The organism is Myroides indicus (assembly GCF_004364575.1).
In the GTDB taxonomy this organism is placed as follows: domain Bacteria; phylum Bacteroidota; class Bacteroidia; order Flavobacteriales; family Flavobacteriaceae; genus Flavobacterium; species Flavobacterium indicum_A.
Map to the genome: position 1 here is coordinate 25,992 of NZ_SOAG01000027.1, position 14,509 is coordinate 40,500.

The following is a 14,509-nucleotide window of genomic DNA, read 5'->3' on the forward strand; positions in this document are numbered from 1 at the left end:
TATACATTCTATTTTTCTTATCTTAGCTTTATGATTACGATTTCAATTTTAGGCTCAGGAAAAGTAGCGTATCATCTAGTTTTAAACATATTAGAACAAGATAACCTACATTTACAACAAATATACGCAAGAAATATTCATGAAATAGATAATTTGGTCAATGCTGATAGAATTGTAACAAACATTAACGATTTAAAGCCCGCTGATGTCTTTTTTATTGCTGTCAGTGATGATGCTATTGGCAAGGTATCTAAATCTATTTGTTTAAAAAACCAATTGATTGTACATGTTTCAGGAACTATTTCTATAGAGGCAATTCAAAATAGCCCTAGAAAAGGAGTATTTTATATGTTGCAAACTTTTTCAAAAGACAGAAAAGTAGATTTTTCACAGATTCCATTTTGTATTGAAGCAACTACTACGGAAGATTTTAGTCTATTAGAACAAATAGCTCTTTGCTTTTCGGAAAAAGTATATAAGATAAATTCCGAACAAAGAAAAGCGATTCATCTCGCAGCTGTTTTTGTCAATAACTTTACAAACCATATGTATATTTTAGGAGAGGAAATTTGTAAAGAAAATAAAGTTCCTTTTGATATTCTAAAACCACTAATTGCAGAAACAGCAAATAAAATTAACTCTTTATCTCCAAAAAATGCACAAACTGGTCCTGCTATCAGAAACGATCAAACTACGATTGATAAGCATCTTGATTTGTTAAAAAATAAAAATTACAAAGATATATACCGAATAATTACTAAATCTATACAAAATATTAATTAAATGTCAAAGCATTTTAAAGAAATCATGAACGATATCACTACATTTATATTTGATGTAGATGGTGTTTTAACTGATGGAAGTGTCCACGTATCAAAAGAGGGATACTTATTGAGAACGATGAATATCCGTGATGGATATGCAATTAAAGCAGCTGTTGAACAAGGTTATAACGTATGTGTAATTTCAGGAGGAAGCAATGAAGGAGTTCGAATTAGACTAAGTAATTTAGGCGTAAAAGAAATTTACTTAGGAGTTTCCGATAAAGTGGAAGTCCTTAACGATTTTATTAATAATTATAAGATTTTTCCCGAACACGTGCTTTATATGGGAGATGATATCCCAGACTATCACGTTATGCAAAAAGTAGCACTACCAACTTGTCCTCAAGATGCTGCATCTGAAATTAAACGCATATCAAAATACATTTCCCATGTGAATGGAGGTAAAGGAGCTGCACGAGATGTAATTGAACAAGTTATGAAAACACAAAATAAATGGTTTCAACATTTTGAAGCAAAATATGATTAAGTCTCTTTCTATACATGTTAAAAAATATTACAGGAAATTATAAAATTGTATTAGGTTCAAATTCTCCTCGAAGAAAACAATTTTTAGAAGAACTAGGAATAGAGTTCACTATTAGAGCTTCCAATATCCAGGAAAATTATCCTCAAATCTATCAAAAAGAAGAAATTTCTGATTATATAGCTCTTTCTAAAGCCAATTCTATTCCGATAGTTGAAAACGAAATATTAATTACTTGCGATACCATTGTGTGGAATAAGAATGTAGCTTTAGGGAAGCCGAAAGATCGACAAGAAGCCTACAAAATGCTTAAAGCGATGTGTGGAAAAGAGCACGAAGTAATTAGCTCTGTATGTATCAAATCACTTAATAAGCAAACTATTTTTAATTGTATTACAAAAGTTACTTTTTTAAATATATCAGATGATGCTCTATATTATTACATTGATAATTATAAACCTTATGATAAAGCAGGGGCATATGGCATTCAGGAATGGATAGGCTTAATAGGTATTCAAAAGATTGAAGGATCATACACAAATATCGTTGGATTGCCAACTGCCGAATTATTATCGGAATTAATTAAATTCATAAATAATTAATTATGCTGAAAGAATATTATACCCAGATAATATCAACTGTTATAGTTGTCGTAATTTATTTAATAACTAAGAAAATAACTGTAAAAATCATTCAATCTTTTGCCTATAAGGCATCCTTAAATGACAGCAGAAAAACTATCATCACTCGTTATTTTAATATTTTACAATTAGTATTGCTTTTTACTATTATTTTTACAATATGGGGAGTAAAAGCAGATAATTTTTTCGTGACACTTACTTCAGTGTTTACTGTAATCGGGGTAGCAATGTTTGCACAGTGGTCTTTGTTAAGTAATATAACAGCAGGTATTTTATTGTTTTTTTCTTTTCCATTCAGAATAGGCGATGTTATTAGGATTCAAGATAAAGATTTTCCAACAGAAGCTAAAATATTAGACATAAAGGCATTCCATGTCTTGTTAGAAACAAAAGAAGGGGAAAAAATATCATATCCAAACAATTTATTATTACAAAAAGGCATAGTCATTTTAAAAAAAGATATATTTGATGAGGATAATAATTCGATTATATAAATAACTAAATAAAGAGGAAAAGAAGTCACCTTAGTTTAAAAATTAGTGGTAAGAAATATTTGTATTTATTTGATAATTGTGAGTTGTTAAATGTTTGAATATATCGTTTTCTTATCTAAGGAATTAAAGTCATAATTATTATGATCTTTTAAAAATTTTACTTATAATTGGAGTTGGGTAGATATACTGGCTATTGATATAAATCAACTAAGTCTATAATAAATTTAATGTGAAAAATAATAAATGATTAATTACAATAAGTCAACCAACCAAATAGAGATAAACGATAATTATAAAAGTAGATTGATATCCTCGAGATTAATGTCTGTTTTGATTCTGGTAATGTCTATTATCCGACTTTATATGGCAGATTGGTCAAATCTACACGAAATGGATTATCTCTTCTGTGTTATTACTGCTGTTTTTTTATATTTAAATTACAAAAACTTTCTAGTAAAAACAGCCACTGATAAAATAGAAAAATCTAATATAGAATATATTAAGATCCCCAAAACTCTTGCAACAAAGACTATAATAAAGTTAAATAACGGTAAAAATAGAGAAGTATTTGGGTATAAAGGCATAAAAGAAAGGGAAAAATTACAAAAAATAGCTAGTGAGGCTGCAATTAAAGTAATTTAAGAAGAAGTAAATTAAATTTACATATTTTGGAGTGAATAAAATATTGTAGTTTCATAAAAATATCATCACTTTGCTAAAATTGAATGTTTAAGTTATTGATCAAATATTTAAAATGCATGACTTTCAGAAATTAAGGACAGTAATTGTTACTAGGTATATCACGCCGTTAAGGGAAGGGGGATCATTGCCTGCTTTGACAGAAGCCGATGATGGATTTAAATATGTCTTAAAATTTAGAGGAGCTGGACATGGAGTAAAAGCATTGATTGCAGAATTATTAGGAGGGGTAATAGCTTGTAAATTGGGATTCAAAGTTCCTGAAGTAGTTTTTGCTGAATTAGATGAAGCTTTTGGAAGGACTGAGGGAGATGAAGAGATTCAAGATTTACTTCAATTTAGTAAAGGGTTGAATTTGGCTTTACACTTTTTATCAGGTGCTTTAACTTTTGAACCTTCTGCTGATCAGGACAGAGTAGATGAATATCTTGCTTCAAAAATAGTATGGCTTGATGCATTTATAACAAATGTTGATCGCACTTTTAAAAATACCAATATGCTGATTTGGCATAAAGAATTGTGGCTGATCGACCATGGTGCTTCTTTTTATTTTCATCATTCATTTACAAATTGGAAACAAAGTGCACTTAATCCGTTTGCTTTAATCAAAGAGCACGTATTATTTCCTCAAGCTACTTTATTGTATGAAGTAGATAGAGAATTTAAATCTGTTCTAAATGAAGCCTTTTTTAAAGATTTAGTAAGTCTAATACCTGAAGATTGGCTTCAATGGCGGGAAGTAGATATGACGAGTTCTGAAATAAGAAAGGTTTATTATGATTTTTTGATAACAAGGTTTAAAAACTCTCATCTGTTTATTGATGAAGCAAAAAGAATACGTAATGGAAGTTTATGAATACGCTGTAATTCGATTTGTTCCTAAGGTAGAAAGAGAAGAATTTGTTAATATAGGACTTGTGTTTTTCTGTAAATCTAGTAAAAATATATATTTTAAGTACCACTTAGATAAAAAAAAGATTACTTCTTTTTCCACTGAAGTCGAATATGAAGTTTTAAAAAATCATCTAGAAACTTTTCAAATGATTGCTGAGGGGAAAATACAAAAAACGTGGATAACTCAATTTGATATAGCAGAAAGATTCAGATGGATAACAGCTATAAAAAGTTCTTGTATCCAAACTTCAAGACCTCATTCAGGGATAGTAACAAAGGAAGATTTGGAGTCTACATTTGAACGAATTTTTAGAGAAATGATATTATAAACCCTTAAGAATAAAGAACGTATTTATATTAGTTTGTAGTTTAATGTGCTTTATAAGGAGTTGGGTAGTAGTATTGGTTTATTTATCCATAATAGTTTATTTGTAGAAATTACATTATACGAGGTTAATAAAAATCACTCTATCAAAAAAATCCCATTTTCTTGAATATCAATCTTTTTTTGTTTGTATAGTGTACCGATTGCCTTTTTAAAAGCTTTTTTACTCATATTCAAAACGGTTTTGATATCTTCTGGATGGCTGTTGTCAGTTAAGCCTAAAAAGCCATTGTTGTTGCGAAGTTCTTCTAAAATAAGCGAAGCTGAATCTAAAATACCATCGAATCCGATTTTATTTCTAGTGACATCAATTTTTCCATCGGGACGAATTGTTTTGATATATCCTATAATACGGTCACCTGTCCGCAAATCTTCAAAAACTTCATTTTTATACATCAATCCTCTGTGTTTTTCATTGATGATAACATTAATTCCCAATTCAGTAATATGTGAAACTACAAGTTCAACTTCTTCTCCTTCACTGACAGTAAGTTCATTATTGTCGAGAAATTGATTTAGTTTACTTGAACCTACTAGCCTATTTGTCTTTTCATCTAAATACATGTAAACTAAATAATGATTTCCTTCTTTCATAGGACGGGCTTGTTCTGCAAAAGGAACAAATAGATCTTTTTCTAACCCAATGTTCATAAAAGCTCCATATTGATTAATGTAACTGACTTTCAAAAGAGCAAATTCATTGATGTAGATATAAGGTTCAATGGTAGTGGCAACTGGTCGTTCTTCTTGATCTAAATAAACGAACACTATTATTTCATCTCCTATTTCGTATTTTTTAGGAACATATTTGTTAGGCAGTAAGATGTCTTTTTCTCCATCGGTTAAAAATAAACCTACACTTGTTTTTCGATCTATTTTTAGTTTATTATCGTCTCCTATTTTTATCATAATTTATTTTTTTAGTTGAATCATGAGCGAAGTTCCAAATCAAAAATTTGTTTCAATAGCTCCATATTTGAATTAATCTCTACAAAGTGTTTATATCGGTCTTTTGAACCTAATACTTTTTTACTAATTTCTATTTTTTCATTAACCTCGATAATGATATCAATATCGTAATTATTCATTTTTTTTCGCAAGTAGTTAACTAAATCGTATTTATTTTCGTCAAAACTAATTCGGGAACCTTCATTAGGAAGTTCAATTAATATCATAGATTCTTTTATAGTAGGTGGCGCCATTCCCATGAGTGAAGCCATTAACATTAAACCAGATTTAGTCAGTTTTTCGCTATATTTCTTCCATTCTTCCATTAACTGAAAGTGAGTAAATGGTTCTTTAGGTAAATCATTTAGATTTACAACATTTTTTTCTAAAGAAGACTCTAACTCTTTCCTGTTTCTGATGCTTGATAAAGATAAAGCAGAAATAGATTTTTCTGATTTTATAATTTCTTTTTCTGTGTGCTCAGAAATATTCCTATGTGATTCAAGTAGCAGTGGATCTTGATCCTGTATTTGCTTAATTTCTCCATCTTCTTTAAAGGAAGGTGCATTCTCAGGAATATTTGTATATGTTTTTACCGAATTATCAGGAAGGGCAGAAGATGGAATTATAAATTGCTTAACTTTTTTTTTTCGGAGTCAAAAGTCAGCGATGCTAACTGCATTAAACACAACTCTACTAATAATCGTTGATTTTGGCTTGTTTTATATTTTAAATCTGCATCATTTGCAATTTCTATTGCCTGTAGTAAAAAAGCCAAAGAACATTGTTCTGCTTGCTGTTCAAACACTTGCTTGCCGTGTTCGCCAACTTCAAGTAAATTAACAGTTTGAGGAGTTTTACATACCATTAGATTTCTAAAATGCGAGGCCATTCCTGCCACAAAATGATGTCCATCGAATCCTTTTGCCAAAATATCGTCAAAAGCCAGCAATAATTCAGGAATATTGTTCTGTAAGATCATATTGGTAATACGGATATAATATTCAAAATCTAATACATTTAGGTTTTCTGCAACAGCCTGACGAGTTAAATTTTTACCGCAGTAAGATACTACGCGGTCAAAGATTGATAGAGCATCTCGCATTGCTCCATCTGCTTTTTGAGCTATTATTCTAAGGGCATCTTCTTCGAATAAAATTCCCTGATTTTTTGCCACTTCAGCCAAATGTGCAGCGGCGTCAGTAATAGTAATCCTTTTAAAATCAAATATCTGACAACGAGAAAGAATGGTGGGAATAATTTTATGTTTTTCTGTCGTTGCCAAAATAAAAACAGCATGGCGGGGAGGTTCTTCTAATGTCTTTAAAAAAGCATTAAACGCTGCAGAAGACAACATGTGAACTTCATCTATGATATATACTTTATATTTTCCTGTTTGTGGAGGAATTCTAACCTGATCTATCAGATTTCTGATGTCATCAACGGAGTTGTTGGAAGCGGCATCCAACTCAAAAACATTAAATGCAAAATCTTCCTTCGGGTCATCATATCCTTCTTGATTTATCTTTCTTGCTAAAATCCGTGCGCACGTAGTTTTTCCTACTCCTCTAGGACCGGTAAATAACAAAGCCTGAGCTAAGTGATTGCTCTCTATTGCGTTGATAAGCGTATTGGTTATCGCTTGTTGTCCAACAACATCTTTAAAAGTTTGAGGTCTGTATTTTCGGGCAGATACGATAAATTGTTCCATAGAAAGTAATATTACAGCAAAGTTAAGCAATTTTTACAAAGAGTAAACTATTCTCTTAATTCCAACGGAAAAAATTCTTCTTCGCTTATCTTGTCCTTCCACAATTTTCTGAGCTCATTGAAATGGATATCAGGATTTCCCGAACTGTATTGTAATTCATATCTGTAAAATAAGTACTGCAACTGGGTTTCTATATAAAAGTCGTTTAAATCTATATCAGGATGATATTCCGATTTTAAATTTAAACTGAAAGTTCTGGCTGTGGTATTAGACCAAAATGCTGTCCAGCCGCTTTTGAATTCTTTAATTAGCTCAAAGGCAGTTTGTCCAGTTTGTCTGTCAATCAGTTTCAAGAGAATTTTGCCGTCATTCTTTGAAAGCTTTTTTAATTTTTCTTTGAACTGTCCTTCCAAATATTTTTGAGAGCGTTTAATATATTTTCGTTTTTCTTTTTTGGTTTCTATTTTTTCCAAATTAGCATTTAGAATGATGAGATTTTGAGCAGTAGCAGTAGCATAGGGATAAACTCTTCGTATGCGATTGCGTAAAATAACCATGTCTCTTCTGTATTTTTCTTCTTGAGGATTTATGCCGATAAAAATTTCGGGGATTGAATATTCATTTATTGTATCGCCGTCAATAATGACTTCATGTGGTATTTCCGGAACAGTAATTAAGGGTTCTTCTTGAGAAAAAGCAATAGTTGTATACAGTAAAATAAAAAAATATATCAGATTTTTCATAAGTTTAAATATAGCCAAAATTACTTTATTTAGTTGAGTTATTTTTAAGTATTGGATAAATTAGCAAAAAATATAAACAATGAATACAGACGATATTTTAACTCAAAAATCAGTAGCTTTTTTGGAAGCTTATCTAAATAATGCCTCTCCTACCGGATATGAATCTAAGGGACAACAGCTTTGGATGGATTATTTGAAACCGTATGTTGATGAATTTTTTACGGACACATACGGAAATGCTGTGGGAGTTATTAATAAAGAAGCTCCCTATAAAGTGGTTATTGAAGGGCATGCTGATGAAATTTCCTGGTATGTAAAATATATTACAGAAGAGGGATTTATACACGTGGTGCGCAACGGAGGGAGCGATCATATGATTGCTCCATCTAAAAAAGTACATATTCACACTCAAGACGGCATTATAGAAGGTGTTTTTGGTTGGCCTGCTATCCATATTCGAAATAGAGCAGGAAAAGAAGAATCACCGAAAATAGAGACTAACTTTATTGATGTGGGCTGTGATTCAAAAGCAGAAGTTGAAGCATTAGGAATTCATGTTGGTTGTGTAATTACTTACCCTGATACTTTTACAGTTTTAAATAACACTCGATTTGTATGTCGGGCATTAGATAATCGAATAGGTGGGTTTATGATTGCAGAAGTAGCTCGCCTTTTAAAGAAAAACAATAACAAGCTGCCTTTTGGACTTTATATTGTGAATGCCGTTCAGGAAGAAGTGGGGTTAAGAGGAGCTGAGATGATAACACAAACAATAAAACCAAATGTGGCTATTGTTACTGATGTTTGTCACGATTCCAATACACCGATGGTTGATAAAAATATTGAAGGAGATAATAAAATTGGAAAAGGACCTGTTATTGGATATGCTCCTGCTGTACAAAATAATTTACGCAGATTAATTGAGTATACAGCTGAGAAAAATCAAATTCCATTTCAAAGAAATGCTATGTCGAGAGTAACAGGAACTGATACGGATGCTTTTGCTTATAGCAATGGTGGAGTAGCATCGGCTTTGATTTCTCTTCCTTTGCGTTATATGCATACAACTGTAGAAATGATTCACAAAGAGGATGTGGAAAATACGATTAAATTGATCTATAATACTTTATTACATATAAAGGACAATGAGTCTTTTTCATACTTTTAAATAAAAATGAGGTAAATAAAATAAGAAATGGCTGTTGAATAGACAGCCATTTCTTATTTTATTTTGATTTAATTTTAAACTAATCAATCTTTCTGTTTTTTGCAGTCAGCCAAAGATAAATTCCGACTATAATAAAAGGTATGCTTAACCATTGTCCGGTTGAAAGCAAACCTAATTTATCTTCAAATCCGCCTTGACTTTCTTTCATAAATTCGACAATAAAACGCACTAGCCATAACAATACTAAAAATATACCAAAAATATATCCCAGATATTTTCGAGAATCTGTTTTCCAATATAAAAAATATAAAATAACGAATACGAGAATATATCCAAAAGCTTCATATAATTGAGTAGGATGTTTTGGCAAAACAGCAGTCAGATATTCCGCAAATTTAGGATCGTTTTGTATAGCGTTATAAGCTTGGTTGTAATCATTTATGCCGGTTATTTCCATAGCTTGTCTTGGATTGATATCGTCCCGGATGAATTTTATTCCAAAAATACCTGTAGTTGGGTTGCCTACAATTTCCGAATTGAAAAAGTTTCCTAAACGAACAAACACGCCACCAATGCTTATTGGTAAAACAATTCTATCTAATATCCACAAAATTGGTTTATGAATAATTTTTTTACTGTAATAATACATTACAGCAATAATAGCAATAGCTGCGCCGTGACTAGCTAGACCACTGAAACCTACGACTTCAAATTTTGGTGAAAAGCGAACCGGCGATATAATTTCGAACAAATGATTTTTGTAGTAATCCCAGTCATAGAAAAAAACATGTCCTAATCTTGCTCCAATAAGCGTTGCTAATACAGTATATATAAAAAGTTTGTCAAGCTTGTCAACACTAAGTTCCTCGCGATCGTATATCTTTTTCATAATATACCAACCTAAACCAAAGGCTATGACAAACATTAAGCTGTAATATCGCAGTTTTATAAAACCTAAATCTAATCCTTCGGACGGATTCCAAATCATATTTAATGAGTAATGTATCATGCTGAAATAACGTTAATGTGTAAAAGTAAAAAATAAATTTTACAAAGAGTAATAAAATGTTAATTATGGAACGGGATCATAACCGCTACCGCCCCAGGGCGTACAGCGTAAAATTCTTTTTATTGCCAACCAGCTTCCTTTAAAAAGCCCGTATTTGCGCAATGATTCTAACGTATATTGAGAGCAGGTAGGCGTGTAGCGACATGCAGGAGGGAATAGAGGAGAGATGGCTATTTGATAAAAGCGAACTAATATAATAAACGGAAATATCAATATTTTTTTTAGCATAGGGTAAAAGCAAAAAGCTGTAAGAATTTCTTACAGCTTTGTCTGTTTTATAATAAAAAAGAAGTTCCTTCTTTTCCGTCTTTTAATTGTATTCCCAATTTTAAAAGTTCATCCCGTATATGGTCAGAAAGTGCAAAATCTTTGTTGGCTCTTGCTTCATTTCTCATTCCGATAAGCATATTGAGTACTCCTTCCAGTTTTTTATTATCACCTTGTTGCTCTTCTACGTTTTCTAAACCTAGTACTTCAAAAACAAAAGCATTGATAAGTTTTGTAAATTCAGTTAGGTCAGAGGCAGAAATAGTTTCTTTATTTTCTTTAATCAGATTTATCATTTTAACAGCATCAAATAAATGGGCAATTAAAATAGGACTGTTAAAGTCATCATTCATAGCATTATAACATTTTTGTTTCCAGCTATGTATGTCAATGCTCGAATGATTAGAAGGAGATAGATTAGGTAGAGATTTAACAGCATCCATTAATCTGAAAAAGCCTCGTTCTGATGCTAAAATAGCTTCATCAGAAAAATCTAAAATACTTCTGTAATGTGCCTGTAAGATAAAAAATCTTGCAACAGCAGGCGAAATAGCCTTGCTTAAAATGGTATTTTTGCCTGAAAACAATTCATTGGGCAAAATATTGTTTCCGGTAGACTTTGACATCTTTTTACCGTTTAGGGTCAACATATTGGCGTGCATCCAATAGTTTACCGGGCTGTTTCCGGTAGAAGCTTCGTTTTGGGCAATTTCACATTCGTGATGCGGAAATTTTAAATCCATGCCTCCACCATGAATATCAAAATGAGATCCTAAATATTTAGTGCTCATTGCCGTACATTCCAAATGCCATCCGGGAAATCCATCGCCCCACGGAGATGTCCAACGCATAATGTGTTGTGGTTCTGCTTTTTTCCAAAGCGCAAAATCAAGAGGATTTTTTTTGTCAGATTGCCCGTCCAAATCACGTGTGTTAGACATTAAGTCTTCTATTTTACGTCCACTTAAAATTCCGTAATTGTGAGAAGTATTGTATTTTTCAACATCAAAATACACAGAACCGTTTATTTCATAAGCAAAACCATTATTGATAATTTGTTGAATTATTTCTATTTGCTCAATGATGTGTCCGGTGGCAGTGGGTTCTATGCTTGGCGGTAGATTGTTGAATTGCTTTAAAATCTGGTGGAAATTGATTGTGTATTTCTGTACAATTTCCATCGGTTCAATTTGTTCAATGCGCGCTCTTTTAGCAATTTTATCTTCCCCCTCATCTACGTCATCTACCATGTGCCCCACATCGGTAATATTTCTGACGTAGCGTACCTGATACCCCAGATGTTTTAAGTAGCGATATATCAAGTCAAAAGAGATAAAAGTTCTACAATTACCCAAGTGTACATAGTTATAAACGGTTGGTCCGCAAACGTACATTCCTACCTTTCCTTCATGGATAGGTTTGAAGATTTCCTTTTCTCCTGTGAGCGAATTATAAACTTTTAGCTCTAAATCGTGATATAATGCCATGTTTTTGATATAGTTGATTAGAATTTTGTTTCTAATTTTATGTATTCCAAAAATTCTTTTCGTACGTTTTCTTCTTTGAATCGACCTCCAAACTCAGCAGTAACAGTGCTGCTCTCAATGTCTTTTATACCTCTTGAATTTACGCAAAGATGCTTTGCATCAATGATACATGCCACATCTTCTGTATTTAAAACGCGTTTTAATTCATTGACAATTTGAATTGTAAGCCGTTCCTGTACTTGTGGTCTTTTGGAATAGTATTCTGCAATTCTATTCATTTTTGACAAACCAACAACCGTTCCGTTGGAAATGTACGCGATATGTGCCCGTCCTATAATTGGCAGTAAATGGTGTTCGCAAGTAGAATAAATAACTATATTCTTTTCTACAAGCATTTCACCGTATTTATATTTATTTTCAAAAGTAGAAGAGCTTGGTTTTTTAGCAGGGTTTAATCCCCCAAACACTTCTTTGACAAACATTTTGGCTACCCGGTTAGGTGTGCCTTTTAAACTGTCGTCTGTTAAATCCAGACCTAAAGTATTTAAAATATTCTCTACGTCTTTTTTAATTAATTCTATTTTTTCATCGTCCGTGCGATCAAATGCGTCACTTCTCATCGGAGTGGCATCGCTCGTGGCAATGTGATTATCCCCTAATTCATCGTGAAACTTTTCAGTAATGCTCATTATGTTGTATTTATTACCTAACAAATATTATTTTGGCACAAATATAAGTAATAATTGTTGAGATTTCAGAAGCTTTATTAAGATAAATAATTACCTAAACAGAGGGGGAAGAATCCTAAATTACAAATATTATTGAGGAACTTTAGTGCCTTGTTGGGGTGATTTAATAGGATCTTCTTCTTCATTTAATTTTGATACGGATTCTGACCATTTGCTTACATCTTCTCGAATGTCCATATAATAGTCATAAATCATTCGAGTTAAGCCAATTTCAACACGTTCTCCAATAAATTTATTTAAGGTAAAGTAGCCATATACTTCTCCATCTTTTTTAATAATAGGAGGGTTTTCTGCGTGAGGATTCCAAGGAGAAAAATTACTTGTATTATCTCCGTATATACCGTATTTATTCCAAATAGATTTTTTGTTATATAAATTTCCATAAGTCCCGTGATGGTTCCAGACAGATTTTGAATCTGATGCAGTACAGGTTAAACAACCTAAATATTCGTTTTTGCTATCGTTACTGTACAATTCTAAAACCTGAGCTTTGGCAGCTCCTATAGTAAAAAGTATTAAACATAACGATAATAACCTGTTTCTTTTCATAGTTGTGTTGTAGTTGGTGTTCGTAAATTTAATGCAAATTAAGCTTTTTTTATAAAGAAATCAAAGAATTATAAATAACGAAAAAAATATTTTTGAATGGATAAAATAGTATTTTATAAACATAAAAAAAACCGAAGTACGCGGCTTCGGTTTTATTTAGTATTAAATTAATTAATCTTCTTCCTGTAAGGCTAAAACCGGAACGTAATTGTGGTAACTTAATTTTTTAGTCAAACTTGAAGTAAAGAGTTTTTCAAAGAAGCTTCTGTTTCTAGTTATTGAAACTAAGAGGTCAATATTTTCACTATCTATAAAATCAAAAATAGATTTTTCAATATCATCACTTTCTATTACAAAAAATTGTACCGGGCTATTTTGATAATTTTCTTCCCAGTTTTGTACTACAACTGAATCTACTAAATGTTTTCCATTATTGATGTGTATGCATTTTATTGTTGCTCCAAAACTATTAGCCATTGGAATAAGCTGATCCAATGCTTTTTTATCCTGAGCATTAAACAGTGTTGTAAAAGCAATAGACTTAATACCATCAAAAACGGCATCATGAGGTATGCTTAACACAGGTACGTTTAATGAACCTATTGCATTGGCTGTATTGGAGCCTAATAATTTTTTATCAAAACCAGAATTGCCGTTCGTTCCCATAACTACTAAGTCAATATTTTCTTCTTTAACTCTTTTTTTTATAATAGTATTTAAAAATCCTTCTTCTAAAATAAAGTGCATAGGGATATGATCTAAATTATGATGTTTAGCTATATCCCTGATTTGAGGAACCTGATCTTTAAAGTTTTCAAAATTGCTTAATTCAATTGTTTTGTATACATCTTGCACCATTACAGGATTAGCTGTTGCAGAAATAATGGGCATTTCATATGCATGTAAAACAAATAAAGTTGCATTTTGGGTTTCAGCCATTTTTAGTGCATAAATAAGAGCATTATTAGCTGTATCTGAAAAGTCTGTTGGGAACAATATTTTTTTCATAATTATACTTTTTTGTTTATATAAAGATAAAAAAAACATTTGATGTGCTATAATCAGAAAGCTTATTTTTGTTTTTATTAAGTGTATTTTTAAATAATCCAACAAATAAGAATAAGGCAAGAGCATAACTATTCAACAGCAGTTAGAAATTAAAATTAATATCCTTAATGTTATCCGTTGTGCATTATGAATTAAAGAAGAGAAAAGTTGTTCATTTGATTGAAAATCAGTAAATTGAATTAATAACAAAACATTTACAATGAACAACTTAGGTGCAAATTACGAAAGAATTTTGGAAGTTTTACGAAAAATATCAAATGAAAATTTATTGCCCTACCAAAGACGAACACCAAAATTGAAGGATTTGGAATTGATAAGTCTTGCTTTAA

Annotated in this window: 18 protein-coding genes and 1 pseudogene; 9 read left to right on the forward strand and 10 right to left on the reverse strand. The window is 31.4% G+C overall.

What is annotated here, in order from left to right:
• Nucleotides 1-30: 30 nt before the first annotated feature.
• From C8P70_RS11145 to C8P70_RS11175, 7 genes are all read left to right on the forward strand, one after another.
• Nucleotides 31-783 carry a Rossmann-like and DUF2520 domain-containing protein gene (locus C8P70_RS11145; protein ID WP_133713399.1) on the forward strand — a complete coding sequence of 251 codons (753 nt, stop codon included), beginning with the start codon at nucleotides 31-33 and terminating at the stop codon, nucleotides 781-783.
• Complete coding sequence (locus C8P70_RS11150) at nucleotides 784-1,311, forward strand: KdsC family phosphatase (RefSeq protein WP_133713400.1); 528 nt, start codon at nucleotides 784-786, stop codon at nucleotides 1,309-1,311.
• Nucleotides 1,312-1,325: 14 nt separating this feature from the next.
• A complete protein-coding gene (locus C8P70_RS11155; RefSeq protein ID WP_133713401.1) occupies nucleotides 1,326-1,910 on the forward strand; it encodes a Maf family nucleotide pyrophosphatase in 585 nt (194 codons plus the stop codon).
• A gap of 2 nt (nucleotides 1,911-1,912) precedes the next feature.
• Nucleotides 1,913-2,443: a mechanosensitive ion channel domain-containing protein gene (locus tag C8P70_RS11160; protein WP_133713402.1), complete on the forward strand. Its 531-nt coding sequence runs from the start codon at nucleotides 1,913-1,915 to the stop codon at nucleotides 2,441-2,443.
• Nucleotides 2,444-2,806: 363 nt separating this feature from the next.
• Nucleotides 2,807-3,085, forward strand: coding sequence for a hypothetical protein (locus tag C8P70_RS11165; RefSeq protein WP_243832701.1), 279 nt, complete (start codon nucleotides 2,807-2,809; stop codon nucleotides 3,083-3,085).
• Between the two features lie 112 nt (nucleotides 3,086-3,197).
• On the forward strand, nucleotides 3,198-3,998 hold the full coding sequence (locus C8P70_RS11170; protein WP_133713404.1) for a HipA family kinase: 801 nt from the start codon (nucleotides 3,198-3,200) through the stop codon (nucleotides 3,996-3,998).
• Nucleotides 3,985-4,365, forward strand: a complete 381-nt coding sequence (locus C8P70_RS11175; protein WP_133713405.1) for a DUF3037 domain-containing protein — start codon at nucleotides 3,985-3,987, stop codon at nucleotides 4,363-4,365. Before C8P70_RS11170 ends, C8P70_RS11175 begins: the two co-directional genes overlap by 14 nt.
• A gap of 134 nt (nucleotides 4,366-4,499) precedes the next feature.
• On the opposite strand, the gene C8P70_RS11180 is transcribed toward C8P70_RS11175, so the two are convergent.
• From C8P70_RS11180 to C8P70_RS11195, 4 genes are all read right to left on the reverse strand, one after another.
• Nucleotides 4,500-5,330 carry a CvfB family protein gene (locus C8P70_RS11180; protein WP_133713406.1) on the reverse strand — a complete coding sequence of 277 codons (831 nt, stop codon included), beginning with the start codon at nucleotides 5,328-5,330 and terminating at the stop codon, nucleotides 4,500-4,502.
• Between the two features lie 20 nt (nucleotides 5,331-5,350).
• Nucleotides 5,351-5,695: a DNA polymerase III gene (locus C8P70_RS11185; protein ID WP_133713407.1), complete on the reverse strand. Its 345-nt coding sequence runs from the start codon at nucleotides 5,693-5,695 to the stop codon at nucleotides 5,351-5,353.
• Between the two features lie 299 nt (nucleotides 5,696-5,994).
• Entirely contained in the window at nucleotides 5,995-7,080 is a 1,086-nt protein-coding gene (gene dnaX, locus C8P70_RS11190; protein ID WP_133713408.1) for a DNA polymerase III subunit gamma/tau, read from the reverse strand.
• Between the two features lie 47 nt (nucleotides 7,081-7,127).
• Nucleotides 7,128-7,823 (reverse strand): DUF4294 domain-containing protein, encoded by a 696-nt coding sequence (locus C8P70_RS11195; protein WP_133713409.1) that lies wholly within the window; start codon nucleotides 7,821-7,823, stop codon nucleotides 7,128-7,130.
• Nucleotides 7,824-7,902: 79 nt separating this feature from the next.
• Between C8P70_RS11195 and C8P70_RS11200 the strand changes: the two genes are divergently transcribed.
• Nucleotides 7,903-8,991, forward strand: coding sequence for a M42 family metallopeptidase (locus C8P70_RS11200; protein WP_133713410.1), 1,089 nt, complete (start codon nucleotides 7,903-7,905; stop codon nucleotides 8,989-8,991).
• 79 nt (nucleotides 8,992-9,070) lie between these two features.
• Here C8P70_RS11200 and lgt read toward each other — a convergent pair whose 3' ends face one another.
• The 6 genes from lgt to C8P70_RS11230 all read right to left on the reverse strand — a co-directional run bounded on the left by lgt (nucleotide 9,071) and on the right by C8P70_RS11230 (nucleotide 14,120).
• Nucleotides 9,071-10,000 carry a prolipoprotein diacylglyceryl transferase gene (lgt, locus tag C8P70_RS11205; RefSeq protein ID WP_133713411.1) on the reverse strand — a complete coding sequence of 310 codons (930 nt, stop codon included), beginning with the start codon at nucleotides 9,998-10,000 and terminating at the stop codon, nucleotides 9,071-9,073.
• 63 nt (nucleotides 10,001-10,063) lie between these two features.
• Nucleotides 10,064-10,288, reverse strand: a complete 225-nt coding sequence (gene yidD, locus C8P70_RS11210; protein WP_133713412.1) for a membrane protein insertion efficiency factor YidD — start codon at nucleotides 10,286-10,288, stop codon at nucleotides 10,064-10,066.
• Nucleotides 10,289-10,335: 47 nt separating this feature from the next.
• Nucleotides 10,336-11,814 (reverse strand): cysteine--tRNA ligase, encoded by a 1,479-nt coding sequence (gene cysS / locus C8P70_RS11215; protein ID WP_133713413.1) that lies wholly within the window; start codon nucleotides 11,812-11,814, stop codon nucleotides 10,336-10,338.
• A gap of 17 nt (nucleotides 11,815-11,831) precedes the next feature.
• A complete protein-coding gene (gene folE, locus C8P70_RS11220; protein WP_133713414.1) occupies nucleotides 11,832-12,503 on the reverse strand; it encodes a GTP cyclohydrolase I FolE in 672 nt (223 codons plus the stop codon).
• A gap of 129 nt (nucleotides 12,504-12,632) precedes the next feature.
• Entirely contained in the window at nucleotides 12,633-13,112 is a 480-nt protein-coding gene (locus tag C8P70_RS11225; protein ID WP_243832702.1) for a hypothetical protein, read from the reverse strand.
• 171 nt (nucleotides 13,113-13,283) lie between these two features.
• Nucleotides 13,284-14,120 carry a universal stress protein gene (locus C8P70_RS11230; protein WP_133713415.1) on the reverse strand — a complete coding sequence of 279 codons (837 nt, stop codon included), beginning with the start codon at nucleotides 14,118-14,120 and terminating at the stop codon, nucleotides 13,284-13,286.
• 259 nt (nucleotides 14,121-14,379) lie between these two features.
• Between C8P70_RS11230 and C8P70_RS14335 the strand changes: the two are divergent.
• Nucleotides 14,380-14,509 (forward strand): annotated as a pseudogene (locus C8P70_RS14335) (IS982 family transposase); the annotation flags it as partial.